Raw genomic sequence first — 12,001 nt, 5'->3', positions numbered from 1 at the left:
CCCGCCCCCGCACCACCCCGTCCCCGTAGTGCCCGTGCCGCGACCGGCCGGGCAGAGAAGAAGGCAGGACCCGAATGTTCGGACTGAGTGAAGTCGCCATCATCCTCGTCGTCGTCATCCTCGTCCTCGCCGCCAAGAAGCTCCCCGATCTGGCCCGTTCGGCGGGCAAGTCGGCCCGCATCCTCAAGGCCGAGGCCGCGGCGGCGAAGGACGAGCCGGCCGGGGCGGACGGGCAGACGGCTCCCCGCGTCATCCCTGGCGAGACCGTCATCCCGGGCGAGACCGTAGGCCCGAAGAGCGCTGCTCCGGCCGACAGTTCCCAGCCCTCCGCGGCACCCCACCCCACGCAGCCGGACTCCGGGCAGCCCCGTCCGCAGGACTGAGGCAGCGCGTCACGGTCACCGGTGCCGGAACCCCAGGCCACGCAGCAGCATCGGGAGCGAGCGGTACAGCTCACGTTTCCAGTACGCGGGCGAGTGCGTCCCGGCATAGAAGTGAGTGGTCACCGGAGCCCCGACGGACGCCAGGCGGGTGGCCAGGGACCGGGACTGGCGTTGCATGAGGGTCTCCGTGGGGGAGATCGCGTCCTCGGGGAACGGGTCGGCAGGGTCCTCAAGTCCCGGGATCTCCACGTCCGGTGGTGTGCCGGGCGGATCGAGGACGCCTGCCGTGCCGTCGCCGCCGGAGAGGTGGACCGGGGTGGTGCGCAGCCGGTCGGCCAGGTAATAGGGGTCGTGGGCCTGCCAGTTGGCCCGCTGGGCGACCGGATCGCCCCACAACGCCGTCCAGTCCAGGCACAGGTACGTCATCGCGGCCCGCACCGCGTGCGGATGGCGCAGCGGATGCACGAAACCGCTGTAGCTCGCCACCGCCCGGAACAGCCCGGGGTGGCGCGCCGCGTAGGACAAGGCACCGAACCCGCCCTGCGACTCCCCCGCGGCCACGCGCCGGACGCCCGCTCCATAGCTGCGCTCCAGAAGAGGGCGTACCTCCCTGAGATGGAAGGTCTCGACCGCCGGCGGCCCGCCCTCACCACTGTTGAACCAGTCGCTGTAGAAGCCGAACAACGGCATCTCCGGCATCACGACCAGTACGTCCCGCAGGTCGGGCAGCTCCTGGAGATGAGCGTCGTAATCCTCGGTCCAGGCCTTGTAGTTGCCGTCGCCGCCGACCAGCAGATACAGGGTCGGCCAGGTCTCGCCGGGCCGTCGCCCCTCCCAGCCGTCCGGGGTCAGCAGGCGCACCTTCGCGGTACGGCCCAGCGCGGGCGAGTCCACCGTGAGATCGACCAGGCGCTCACCGGCTTCTTCCTCCGCGATGATCCGGGCGCCGTGCGGGGCGGAAACGGTCGCCTCCGCACACGTCGCGGACACCGCGGCCAGCAGCAGGAGGTCGGCGACCACCAGGGCGAGCAGGGCGCGTAGGCGAGCGGCGCTCCAAGGCATGAGCGTTCCTCCGTTCCTGTCAGACGTCACGTCCGCGCAGTGCCCCGGTCGCGAGCAGGAGCAGGGCCGCCGTGTAGCCCGTCACCAGGAGCAGGGACGGCCAGGGGCCGAGGCTGCCGACGGTCTCCGCGGTCGCGTCCGAGGTCTGGATCAGCTTCTCCAGGGCGCTCGTCGGGGAGACGCCCGCGATCCAGCGCTGGGCGTCGCCGAAGAGCGGGCCGAGTAGGGAGGGCAGGAGCAGGACGCCGATGACGGTGGTGACGGCTCCCGCGGAGTGGCGTACGAGGGTGCCCACCGCGAGGCCGAGGAGCCCGGCGACGGCGAAGGAGGCGGCGATGCCGAACAGGGCGGGCAGCGGCTCGCCCTGGGCGTACCGGCCGTCGTCGAGCATCGCGCCGCCGATCAGGTAGGCGAGGGTGCAGGAGACCAGTGCCAGGACGTACATCAGGGCCGCGATCAGGGTGGCCTTCGCGGCGAGCACGGTGGCTCGGCGCGGGTTGGCGGCGAAGGTGGTCCGGACCGTGCCGCTGCCGTACTCCCCCGTGATCAGCAGGGCACCGACCACCGCGGCCAGCATCTGGGCGGGAACGGAGGCGGTGAGGCTCCCGCCGAGCACCGTGTCGTCCGGCTGCAGGCTCTCGGTCGCGGCCACGAACACCGCGCCCAGCACGGGTACGACGGCGGTCGCGAGGGTCGTCCAGACCGTGGAGCGCACGCTGTTGAACTTGATCCACTCGTGGGCGAGGGCCCCCGGGAAGCCGGCCCGGGCGGTGGTGAGCGTCGTGGGCGCCATCAGACCTTCTCCTTCCGGCTGCTCCGGACTGCGTGCGGGCTCTGGACCGCGTGCGTCCGGTACTCGGCCGAGTCCTGGGACAGGGCCGTGTAGACCTCCTCCAACGAGGAGTGGGCGGGGGTGAGTTCATGGATCGCGAGTCCGTGGTCGCGGGCCAGGTCGCCGATGGCCGCGGCGTCGGGACCGTCCACGCGCCAGCCGCCGCGCGCGTCGAGACGGACGTCGGCGCCCTTCGCCTCCAGCAGGCCCCGCAGCTTCTCGGGTTCCGGAGAGCGGACGAGCGTATGCGCGCGGGAGTTGGTCTCGATGAAGTCACGCATCGTGGTGTCGGCGAGGAGACGGCCGCGTCCGATGACGATCAGATGGTCGGCGGTCAGCTCCATCTCGCTCATCAGATGGCTGGAGAGGAAGACCGTACGGCCCTGCGCGGCAAGGGACTTCATCAGGCCGCGGATCCAGCGGATGCCCTCGGTGTCGAGCCCGTTCACCGGCTCGTCGAGGATCAGCACCTCCGGGTCTCCGAGCAACGCGGCGGCGATACCGAGCCGTTGGCCCATGCCGAGCGAGAAGCCGCTGAACCGGCGTCCGGCGACCTCGGTCAGACCGGTCAGGTCCAGCACCTCGTCGACGCGGCGGCGCGGGATTCGGTTGCTCGCCGCGAGCCCGGCCAGGTGCCGGTACGCCGAACGCCCGCCGTGCGCGCCTTTCGCGTCCAGCAGCGAACCGACGGCACGCAAGGGTGCGGGCAGTTCGGCGTAGGGCTTCCCGCCGACCGTGACGGAGCCCGAAGTGGGCGCGTCCAGGCCGAGGATCAGGCGCATGGTGGTGGATTTTCCGGCGCCGTTCGGGCCGAGGAAGCCGGTCACCCGGCCGGGCCGGACCGTGAAGGACAGCTGGTCGACGGCGGTCCTGTCGCCGTACCTCTTGGTGAGTTCGCGTGCCTCGATCATGCCTTCGACGGTAGGGAGCGGCGACGCTCCGGACATCCGCCGCCGGGAGTCGGCCGCTACTCCCGCGGGAGTACCCTCACCGCTCCCCCGCCCGGACCAGCCCCGTCTCGTACGCCAGCACGACCAGCTGCGCCCGGTCCCGCGCTCCCAGCTTGGTCATCGCCCGGCTGACGTGGGTCTTCGCGGTCAACGGGCTCATGATCAGCCGCCGGCCGATCTCCTCGTTGCTCAGTCCGGCGGCGACCAGGGCCATCACCTCGCGCTCCCGGTCGGTGAGCGCGGCCAGCCGCTCGGCGCCCGCCGTCTCCGGGGCCTTCAGCCGGGCGAACTCCTCGACGACGGACCGCGTGACCGCCGGTGCGAGGAGGCTCTGTCCGGCCGCGACGGTACGGATGGCCGCGCGCAGCCCGTCCGGTTCGATGTCCTTCAGCAGAAAGCCCGCGGCGCCGTGCCGCAGCGCCTCGAAGACGTACGCGTCGACCTGGTAGGTGGTGAGCATGACGACGCGTACGGCGTCGAGGGTGCGGTCGGCGGCGATGCGGCGGGTGGCCTCGATGCCGTCGACGCCGGGCATGCGGATGTCCATCAGCACCACGTCCGGCCGGGTCAGCCGGACCGCCGCGACGGCCTGTGTCCCGTCGGCCGCCTCCGCGACCACCACCAGGTCGTCGGTCAGGTCCAAGAGGGCCCGGAATCCGGCCCGTACGACGGTCTGGTCGTCGGCGAGCACCACGCGTACGGTCATGGCCGCCCTCCATGGAGCGCCTCGGCCGGGAGTACGACCGGGAGTACGGCCCGTACCCGGAAGCCGCCGCCGGGCGCCGGACCGTACTCGATGCTGCCACCGACCGCGGCGGCCCGCTCCCGCATGCCGACGAGCCCGAAGCCTTCGGCCGCCGGCGGGGACGGTGGTCCGACCGACGAAGGGGGCCTGGGCTGCGGGGTTGGTCCGGGCTGCGAAGGTGGTTCGGTCCGCGAGGGGCGTCCGTCGTCCGCGATCTCCACGCACAGCCGGTCGCCGTGCCGGGCGACCGAGACCGCCGCGTGGCGTGCGCCGGAGTGCTTGACCACATTGGTCAGCGCCTCCTGCACGATGCGGTACGCCGCCAGCTCGACCATCGGCGAGAGCCCGTCCGCCGTGCCGTCCTGGCGCAGCGTCGCCTCCACTCCGCTGTCGGTGAACCGGCCGACCAGCTCGGGCAGTTGGGCAAGTCCGGGAGCAGGTGCCGTGGACTCGCCGTCATGGTCGCGCAGCACGGTGACGGTGGCCCGCAGTTCTCCCACGGCCTCCTTGCCCGAGTCACGTACCTGCCGCATCGCCCGCCGGGAGACCTCGGGACGGGTGTCGAGGGCGTCGAGAGCCACTCCGGCCTGCACCGTCATCGCGGTCACCGTGTGCGCGACGATGTCGTGCAGTTCGCGGGCGATGCGCAGGCGCTCCTCGTGCACCCGGCGCGCCGCCTCCCGCTCCCGCTCCTCCTCCGCGCGGACGGCCCGGGCCGCGTACTCGTCCATCAACTGCCGCCGCATACGGATGACTTCGCCGAGGAGCAGGGGCACCAGCGGCCAGATCATCTCCAGCAGGGGCAGCCCCTGCGGGTTGGCCACGTCACGCCCCACCCGCAGCGCGACCGCGCCCGAGACGAGGGACGCGACGAGCCCGGTCCACAGGGTGCGCCGCCGGTCGCCCAGCACCGCGACGGTGTACAGAGCGACGATCACCGGCAGGTTGAGCAGCTCCCCGATGTGCCCGTGCAGCGCCCAGCCCGCGCAGGCGGCGCCCGTGACGACCGCGACCGGGACCGGCCACCGTCGGCGCCACACGAGTGCGGTCAGGGAGATCGCGAGCAGCAGCCAGGTGAGTCCGTCCGCCTGCTGGTAGTCGGGGTCGTTGGACGCGGCGTCGGACGCCGTGAACAGCCCGACCACGGCGACCACCAGCAGATCCGCGGTCGGCGGCGACAGGGATCGCGCACGCTCCACCAGTCCGTCGAAGCTCGTCACGTCATCACCGTATGGGCCGGATCATCCCGGCGCATACGCCGCCGGGAGTAGCCCGCGAGACTCGTCGGCCCCCGCGGTCGCTAGGACTTGCGGCGGGGCTTTCCGCGCTTCGTTCCCTTGGGGGCGCCGGAGCCGCTCCGTGGGTTCCTGCCGGTCGGCTTGCCCGTTGCCTTGCCCGCGGCGGGTTTCCGGCGAGCGGCGCCTTTGTCCGTTTTCTCGGAGCCCTTGCTCTTCGGCTCGGCCTGGGCCGCGGAACGGCCCCGGGAGCTGTTGACGGTCCGGCCGCGGACGATGCCGATGAAGTCCTCGACCCGGTCCGTGGTCCGGTCCTCCGGCCAGGACAGGGCGACGCGCGACTCGGGGGCGTCTGTGACCGGCCGGTAGGTGAGGTCCTTGCGGTGGTGGAGGCGGGCGAGCGACTGCGGGACCACCAGGAGTCCCACCCCCGCCGCGACGAGTTCGATCGCGTCCTCCGTCGTCGCGGGGCGCTCGATCGCGGGGCGGCCCGGCAGCTGCTCCCAGTCGAGGGTGTCGTCGAGGGGGTGCAGCACGATGTCGTCCGCCAGGTCCTCGGCGGTCACCTCGTCGACGGCCGCCACGACGTGGTCTTTGGGAACCACGACGACGGTCGTCTCGGTGTAGAGGGGGATCGCGCTGAGGTCCGTACGGTCGACCGGCAGCCGTACGAATCCCGCGTCGGCGTCGCCGCGCCGCAGCGCGTCGAAGACCTCGGCGAGGGACACCGCGAGGAGGGTGAGGGGGACGTCGGGCAGCCGCTCGTTCCAGATCCGCACCCACTTGCTGGGCGTCACTCCCGGGACATACGCGAGCCGGAACGAAGGGGAATCTTCCGAGCCTGTCACCTGGCCAGGTTACCCGGCGTGGTCGGCGGTGGTTCACATGCTCGATACCCTGGACACCATGACGTCGCACCAGAACACCCAGACGATGAAGCCCGCGACCGCGGCCAAGAAACTGGGTGTGTACCTCGAAGCCACACCCGCCGAGTTCCAGGAGGGTGTCGTCTCGCGATCCGAGCTCACCGCACTGCAGGCCGACCCCCCGCAGTGGCTGCAGGACCTGCGAAGCAACGGCCCGCACCCCCGACCGGTCGTCGCGGCGAAGCTGGGCGTCTCCATCGCGGGGCTCGCGCGCGGCGGTGTCACGGAGGCTCTCACCACGGAGCAGATCGAGGCGCTGAAGGCCGAGGGTCCCGAGTGGCTCCAGAAGGAGCGCGCCACCCAGGCCGAGGTCCGCAAAGAAGCGGTCCGCATCAAGGAGAAGAACGCGGAGCGCGACGACAAGGGCGACCAGCCTCGTAAGTAACAGTCCACGAACCGCCCCGGTCACTCCTCGAACCACCGCGGCACGCTGTGGAAGACTCGACCCGTGATCATCGAACGCGCGTACGCACACATCGCCTCGCACGACGAGAACGCGTGGCCCTGGTCCGTGCCCTGTGTGCGCGGGCTGATGGATGACGGGATGCGGTTCACGAAGCCGGTGACCTTCGTCGTCGGTGAGAACGGCTCGGGCAAGTCGACCCTGGTCGAGGCGCTGGCCGAGGGCTTCGGTCTGGACTCCTGGGGCGGCTCGCACGACTGGCGGTACGCGAGTCCCCGGGCCAAGTCGGTGCTCGGCGAGCGGATCCGCTTCGACGCGGCGGCGCGCGGGCGGCGCATGCTCAGCAGCTGGTCGGCCCGCAAGGGGTTCTTCCTGCGGGCGGAGACGGCGATGGACGCGCTGGACCGGGAAGGGCTCGCGCCGAATTCGGTCAGTCACGGCGAGGGCTTCCTCGCGGCCTTCCGCGGGAAGTTCCTGGAGCCCGGGCTGTATGTGCTGGACGAGCCGGAGGCGGCGCTGTCGTTCGGCTCGTGCCTCGAACTGCTCGGCCATTTCGACCAGTTGGCGAAGCAGGGCGCACAGGTCATCTGCGCCACGCACTCGCCGCTGCTGACCGCGCTGCCGGGTGCGGACATCATCGAGGTCGGCGACCACGGGATGCGCCGGGTGGCCTGGCAGGATCTCGCCCTGGTCGACCACTGGCGCCGCTATCTCGCCGACCCGCACGCGTATCTCCGGCACATACTCGGCTGAGAGCCACCCCGTGACCGAGGGCGACCCCTGCGAACGCCCCCGCGAGTACTGCCCCCGGTGATCGCCTGCCAGAATGGCGATCAGCGCAGGCGTTCGACAGAACCCGCCCAGGACGATGGAGGAGCCCCGTGCCGCTGCCCTCACAACCGTTGCGGAAGCTGGGCTTCTTGACCATCGGGTTGTTCGACGAGGCCGACCCCCGCAAGGGCCACGAGTCCACGCTGGAGATCATCCAGCTCGGTGAGCGGCTGGGCTTCGACAGCGCGTGGCTGCGCCACCGCCATCTCCAGTACGGCATCTCCTCCCCCGTGGCCGTCCTGGCCGCGGCCTCGCAGCGCACCACCCGTATCGAGCTCGGCACCGCGGTCATCCCGCTGGGCTGGGAGAACCCGCTGCGGCTGGCCGAGGACCTGGCCACGGTCGACATCCTGTCGGGCGGCCGGCTCAATCCCGGCATCAGCGTCGGCCCGCCGATGCACTACGACCAGGTCAAGCAGGCGCTGTATCCGGACACCGCCGACGCCGAGGACTTCGGGTACGACCGGGTGGCCCGGCTGCTGGACTTCGTACGCGGCAAACCGGCCACCGACTTCAGCGGTGTCGAGGGCTTCGAGGTGTTCTCGGACCGCGTCCAGCCACATGCGCCCGGTCTCGGCCGTCGCCTCTGGTACGGCGGGGGAAGCCTGCGGTCGGCCCAGTGGGCCGGTGAGCACGCGATGAACTTCCTGACCAGCAGCGTCGTCAAGGCGGAAGGACCACAGGAGCCCGCGGACTTCGCCGAGGTCCAGCTGTCCCACGTACGCGCCTTCCGCGCCCACCACCCCGACGGCGACCGCGCCCGGGTCTCCCAGGGGCTCGTCGTCATCCCGACCGACAGCGCCTCACCGGAGCAGCGCGCGAGGTACGAGGCGTACGCGGAGAAGCGGCTGCCGCGGACCGCCACGCCGCAGGGGCCTGCCCGCCTGATGTTCGCCCCGGACCTCGTCGGCACGTCCGCGGAGATCGCCGAACGGCTCTACGCGCACGCGGCGTTCCGGGAGATCGACGAGGTGGCGTTCGCGCTGCCCTTCACCTTCGAGCACGACGACTACGTGCAGATCCTCACCGACATCGCCACCCGGCTCGGCCCGGCACTCGGCTGGCAGGCGCCGGTCCAGCACGGGTAGAGGGCCCGTCGGCTGCGTCTGCGGCGTGGCCGGAAGCGGTCGGCGGTGCCGGCGGTGTCAGTCGCTGACCTTGCTGCGCGCCTGGTACAGCAGGTCTCCGTACGCGGGGTGGCGGGCGATCCAGCCCGCGTAGAAGGGGCAGGTGGCCAGCACCCGCAGGCCCGCGGCACGTGCCTCGTCCAGGGACGCCCGGACCAGCGCGGACCCGACGCCCTTGCCCTCGCTCTCGGGGCTCACCTCGGTGTGGACGAACGCGATCAGCTCCTCGGTACGGATGTACTCGGCGAAGCCGGCGACCGTCGACGCCCCGTCGATCCGGGCCTCGTAGCGTCGCGCCTCGGGCTTGTCACTGATCTCGATCGCCATGTCTCCTCCTTGAACCCCGTTGCGCCGGTGCCCGACACTAACCCACAGTGGCCAAAACCCGTACGGTCCGCCCGAGTTGCTCTCCGGAGCGCAGACGCGCGGGTGGATCATTCGACTAAGTTGACGTTCGATTGCCGAACAACGATCCGCAGGAGGCCCTCTCGTGACAGAGCACGAACCCGAACTCGCCGCAGCTGCCGAGATACGGGCCCGGATCGACACGGACAAGCCGCACTCCGCCCGTTTCTGGAACTACTTCGTGGGCGGCAAGGACCACTACGAGGTGGACCGTGAGATCGGCGACCACATCAAGGAGATCTTCCCCGGCCTGGTCGATGTGGCGCGCACGAGCCGCCACTTCCTCGGGCGCGCTGTCACGCACCTCGCCGGCGAGCAGGGCATCCGGCAGTTCCTGGACATCGGCACCGGTCTGCCGACCGCCGACAACACCCACGAGGTCGCCCAGCGCGTGGCCCCGGACGCACGCATCGTGTACGTCGACAACGACCCCCTGGTCCTCGCCCACGCCCGCGCGCTGCTCACCAGCACGCCCGAGGGCGAGACGGCGTACCTCGACGCCAATCTGTACGAGCCCGAGGCTGTCCTCAAGGCCGCGGAGCACACGCTGGACTTCTCCAAGCCCGTCGCCCTGATGATCCTCAACACGCTCGGCCATGTCGCCGAGTACGACCAGGCCCGGGATCTGGTCTCGCGCCTCATGGCCGGTCTGCCGTCGGGCAGTTACCTGGTGATCAGCGACAGCACCGCCACCAGCGAGGGCATGATCGCCGCGTCGGACGCCTACAACGCCAGTGGCGCCGTCCCGTACTACGTGCGGGCCGTCGACGAGATCGCCGGATTCTTCGACGGTCTTGAGCTGGTCGAACCCGGCGTCGTACAGGTCACCCAGTGGCGTCCGGAGGCCGCCGGTTCGGTGGTCGACGCCTACGGAGCGGTCGGCCGCAAGCCGTAGCGGGTCGTCGCGGTCGGGCCCGTCCCAGGACGGGCCCGCCTCACCCGTGCGCATCGGAGGCGCGCTCAGGACACGTCGGTCAGCTTCGGCATCTCGCCCTCGGTCGTGGTCACGTCGATCACGGAGAACGACGCGCCCTGGGGGTCGCTGAGTGCCGCGAACCGTCCGAAGGGGCTGCTCATCGGGCCGAACCGCAGGATCGCGCCACGTTCGGTGGCCTTCGCCACGGCGGCGTCGCAGTCCTCGACCGTGAAGTAGACGTTGACGTAGGACGGCACCTCGGGCGGGAACTCGTCCGTCATCTTCATCCGGCCCAGGACCGTCTCCTCGCCGAGGTTGAAGATCCTGAAGTCGATCGCGTCGTCCTCCATCTGCTGTGCGCGGTAGGGGAAGACGGCGGGGAGGAAGGCGTCCACCTTCTCGGTCTCCCGGGAGAAGAACTCGCCCCAGCAGTAGGCGCCCGGCACGGCCGTAGCCTCGAAGCCCTCGTGGACGCCGGCCTGCCACACGCCGAAGACGGCGCCGCTCGGCTCCTGGGCCAGCAGCATGGTGCCGAAGTCGCCGACCTTCATCGGTTCCATCAGGACCTGGCCGCCGTTGGCGCGTACCTTCTCGGCGGTGGCGACTGCATCCGGCGACGCGAGGTACAGACACCACGCCGACGGGCCCTCGTCGCCGGGCATCGGCGGCACGACCGCGGCCACCGCCTTGCCGTTCGCGTAGGCCTGTGTGTAGTTCCCGAACTCCGACGACGCCTCGCCGAACGTCCACCCCAGCACGTCACCGTAGAAGCTCTTGGCACCCTCGACATCGCTGAAACTGGCGTCGGCCCAGCACGGTGTTCCCTCAGGTTGTACGGCCATGGCTCTGACTCCCTCGTCATTGAAGGCTCTGGCTTGCCACGCTAACCAGCCATCGGCGGACACGCGCGGCGAACACCACGAGACATGTGACGCAGGTCACTATTGAACGCCGATGATGTTCCGTGACCACCTCGGTCCAACACTGCGACACCACTCGAAGCAGCAGACCAGAGGATGGACACCGACATGAGCGAGACCGTGAAAGGGCCCGCGAGCTACTTCCCCTCCATCGAGAAGAAGTACGGCCGCCCCATAGCCGAGTGGAAGGGCCTCATCCGCTCCTCGCCCCTCACCAAGCACATGGAACTCGTGGCCTGGCTCAAAACCGAGCACGGCATCGGTCACGGCCATGCCAACGCGCTCGTCGCCCACACACTCGCCGAGGACAGCGGCAGGTGATCCACCGGAACCGTTCTCGACCTCGCAGGTCCGTCGAAGACCTGACCAGAGCGGTTTCCGTGGCCGGTTGTGAACCCTGTTCCGGCACGGGCTGGTGCGGCGTCATGCGCTCCCCGCGCCGCACGCGCCCGCACCGGAACTCCCCCGGGCGGCTCCCCCTTGAACCGTGGGTGCTTACTGTTCTACCTTCGCCACATGGTCGGGGCATCAACGCCCGCTCACCAGCGACACAACGTGCGGGCGGCAGTTGGGCCGGGTGATGACGAGTGCGTCCACACCTCGCGCTGATCGAGGACGATCCCGACTTCGCACTGATGTGCCGTACCTATCTGGAGCGTGAGGGTTTCACCGTCACGTGGGCCATGGACGCCCGGGCCGGCAAGGCCGTCATGCACGACGGCGGCATCGATCTGGTCGTCCTCGACCTGGGACTTCCCGACGGCAGCGGTCTCGAACTGCTGCGAGCGCTGCGCTCGACCAGTCGACTTCCGGTCATAGTCGTCAGCGGTCGCGGGGACGAGACGGACCGGGTGGCGGGGCTGGAGATCGGCGCGGACGACTACCTCGTCAAGCCGTTCTCGCAGCGGGAGCTCGTGGCCCGTATCGGCGCCGTGCTGCGCCGGTGCCGGCCGCCCGAGCTGCCGGCCGTCCTCGCCGTCGGGACGCTGCGCGTCGACACCGCCGCGCGCCAGGCGAGCGGGACGGGTGTCCTGCTGAACCTGCGCCCCAAGGAGTACGCCCTCCTGGAAGCCCTCGCGCGCTCCCCCGGCCGGGTCTTCTCCGCCGAGCAGTTGCTGGAGCTGATCTGGGGAGCGTCCTGGCAGCAGTCCGCGACGGTCATCGAGCACGTGTACCGGCTGCGCGGCAAACTCTCCCGACTCCCGGCGCCCGCACCGCGGATCACCACGGTGCGTGGCTATGGATACCGTCTCGATCCGTGAGGGC

Annotated in this window: 15 protein-coding genes; 7 read left to right on the top strand and 8 right to left on the bottom strand. The window is 70.7% G+C overall.

Annotation, left to right across the window (positions count from 1 at the left end; all coding sequences use genetic code 11):
- The first annotated feature begins 74 nt into the window (after positions 1-74).
- Positions 75-383 (top strand): twin-arginine translocase TatA/TatE family subunit, encoded by a 309-nt coding sequence (locus AOK17_RS34065; protein ID WP_055616437.1) that lies wholly within the window; start codon positions 75-77, stop codon positions 381-383.
- Between the two features lie 15 nt (positions 384-398).
- Here AOK17_RS34065 and AOK17_RS34060 read toward each other — a convergent pair whose 3' ends face one another.
- The 6 genes from AOK17_RS34060 to AOK17_RS34035 form a co-directional block, all read right to left on the bottom strand.
- Positions 399-1,445: an alpha/beta hydrolase gene (locus AOK17_RS34060; protein ID WP_055616436.1), complete on the bottom strand. Its 1,047-nt coding sequence runs from the start codon at positions 1,443-1,445 to the stop codon at positions 399-401.
- A gap of 19 nt (positions 1,446-1,464) precedes the next feature.
- Positions 1,465-2,238: an ABC transporter permease subunit gene (locus AOK17_RS34055; RefSeq protein ID WP_055616435.1), complete on the bottom strand. Its 774-nt coding sequence runs from the start codon at positions 2,236-2,238 to the stop codon at positions 1,465-1,467.
- Positions 2,238-3,188, bottom strand: coding sequence for an ABC transporter ATP-binding protein (locus AOK17_RS34050; protein WP_055616434.1), 951 nt, complete (start codon positions 3,186-3,188; stop codon positions 2,238-2,240). Before AOK17_RS34050 ends, AOK17_RS34055 begins: the two co-directional genes overlap by 1 nt.
- A 76-nt stretch (positions 3,189-3,264) precedes the next feature.
- The gene (locus tag AOK17_RS34045; protein WP_055616433.1) at positions 3,265-3,933 is read right to left on the bottom strand and encodes a response regulator; all 669 of its coding nucleotides are present in this window, start codon (positions 3,931-3,933) and stop codon (positions 3,265-3,267) included.
- On the bottom strand, positions 3,930-5,192 hold the full coding sequence (locus AOK17_RS34040) for a sensor histidine kinase (RefSeq protein WP_055616432.1): 1,263 nt from the start codon (positions 5,190-5,192) through the stop codon (positions 3,930-3,932). Before AOK17_RS34040 ends, AOK17_RS34045 begins: the two co-directional genes overlap by 4 nt.
- An 80-nt stretch (positions 5,193-5,272) precedes the next feature.
- Complete coding sequence (locus AOK17_RS34035; protein ID WP_079053433.1) at positions 5,273-6,055, bottom strand: LysR substrate-binding domain-containing protein; 783 nt, start codon at positions 6,053-6,055, stop codon at positions 5,273-5,275.
- Between the two features lie 58 nt (positions 6,056-6,113).
- Here AOK17_RS34035 and AOK17_RS34030 point away from each other — a divergent pair, with 58 nt between their 5' ends.
- The 3 genes from AOK17_RS34030 to AOK17_RS34020 all read left to right on the top strand — a co-directional run bounded on the left by AOK17_RS34030 (position 6,114) and on the right by AOK17_RS34020 (position 8,455).
- Entirely contained in the window at positions 6,114-6,518 is a 405-nt protein-coding gene (locus AOK17_RS34030; RefSeq protein WP_055616445.1) for a DUF5997 family protein, read from the top strand.
- Positions 6,519-6,581: 63 nt separating this feature from the next.
- Positions 6,582-7,289 carry an AAA family ATPase gene (locus AOK17_RS34025; RefSeq protein WP_055616430.1) on the top strand — a complete coding sequence of 236 codons (708 nt, stop codon included), beginning with the start codon at positions 6,582-6,584 and terminating at the stop codon, positions 7,287-7,289.
- Positions 7,290-7,417: 128 nt separating this feature from the next.
- Entirely contained in the window at positions 7,418-8,455 is a 1,038-nt protein-coding gene (locus tag AOK17_RS34020; RefSeq protein WP_055616429.1) for an LLM class flavin-dependent oxidoreductase, read from the top strand.
- Positions 8,456-8,512: 57 nt separating this feature from the next.
- On the opposite strand, the gene AOK17_RS34015 is transcribed toward AOK17_RS34020, so the two are convergent.
- Positions 8,513-8,821: a GNAT family N-acetyltransferase gene (locus AOK17_RS34015; protein WP_055616428.1), complete on the bottom strand. Its 309-nt coding sequence runs from the start codon at positions 8,819-8,821 to the stop codon at positions 8,513-8,515.
- Positions 8,822-8,984: 163 nt separating this feature from the next.
- Between AOK17_RS34015 and AOK17_RS34010 the strand changes: the two genes are divergently transcribed.
- Positions 8,985-9,794: an SAM-dependent methyltransferase gene (locus AOK17_RS34010; RefSeq protein ID WP_055616427.1), complete on the top strand. Its 810-nt coding sequence runs from the start codon at positions 8,985-8,987 to the stop codon at positions 9,792-9,794.
- A 65-nt stretch (positions 9,795-9,859) separates the two neighbouring features.
- On the opposite strand, the gene AOK17_RS34005 is transcribed toward AOK17_RS34010, so the two are convergent.
- Positions 9,860-10,657, bottom strand: coding sequence for a VOC family protein (locus AOK17_RS34005; protein ID WP_055616426.1), 798 nt, complete (start codon positions 10,655-10,657; stop codon positions 9,860-9,862).
- Between the two features lie 186 nt (positions 10,658-10,843).
- On the opposite strand from AOK17_RS34005, the gene AOK17_RS34000 reads away from it, so the two are divergent.
- Both AOK17_RS34000 and AOK17_RS33995 read left to right on the top strand, forming a co-directional pair.
- Positions 10,844-11,056, top strand: coding sequence for a DUF4287 domain-containing protein (locus tag AOK17_RS34000; RefSeq protein WP_055616444.1), 213 nt, complete (start codon positions 10,844-10,846; stop codon positions 11,054-11,056).
- 266 nt (positions 11,057-11,322) lie between these two features.
- Positions 11,323-11,997, top strand: coding sequence for a response regulator transcription factor (locus tag AOK17_RS33995; protein WP_055616425.1), 675 nt, complete (start codon positions 11,323-11,325; stop codon positions 11,995-11,997).
- Positions 11,998-12,001: the final 4 nt, after the last annotated feature.

This window comes from Streptomyces phaeochromogenes (assembly GCF_001418655.1).
Classification (GTDB): Bacteria; Actinomycetota; Actinomycetes; order Streptomycetales; family Streptomycetaceae; genus Streptomyces; species Streptomyces phaeochromogenes.
The sequence above is the reverse complement of the archived record's forward strand: the minus strand, read 5'-3'. Positions and strand labels throughout refer to the sequence as shown.

Coding starts and splice junctions, on each gene's coding strand:
- AOK17_RS34065 (WP_055616437.1), top strand. CDS start 75: ATGTTCGGACTGAGTGAAGTCGCCATCATCCTCGTCGTCGTCATCCTC.
- AOK17_RS34060 (WP_055616436.1), bottom strand. CDS start 1,445: ATGCCTTGGAGCGCCGCTCGCCTACGCGCCCTGCTCGCCCTGGTGGTC.
- AOK17_RS34055 (WP_055616435.1), bottom strand. CDS start 2,238: ATGGCGCCCACGACGCTCACCACCGCCCGGGCCGGCTTCCCGGGGGCC.
- AOK17_RS34050 (WP_055616434.1), bottom strand. CDS start 3,188: ATGATCGAGGCACGCGAACTCACCAAGAGGTACGGCGACAGGACCGCC.
- AOK17_RS34045 (WP_055616433.1), bottom strand. CDS start 3,933: ATGACCGTACGCGTGGTGCTCGCCGACGACCAGACCGTCGTACGGGCC.
- AOK17_RS34030 (WP_055616445.1), top strand. CDS start 6,114: ATGACGTCGCACCAGAACACCCAGACGATGAAGCCCGCGACCGCGGCC.
- AOK17_RS34015 (WP_055616428.1), bottom strand. CDS start 8,821: ATGGCGATCGAGATCAGTGACAAGCCCGAGGCGCGACGCTACGAGGCC.
- AOK17_RS34005 (WP_055616426.1), bottom strand. CDS start 10,657: ATGGCCGTACAACCTGAGGGAACACCGTGCTGGGCCGACGCCAGTTTC.
- AOK17_RS34000 (WP_055616444.1), top strand. CDS start 10,844: ATGAGCGAGACCGTGAAAGGGCCCGCGAGCTACTTCCCCTCCATCGAG.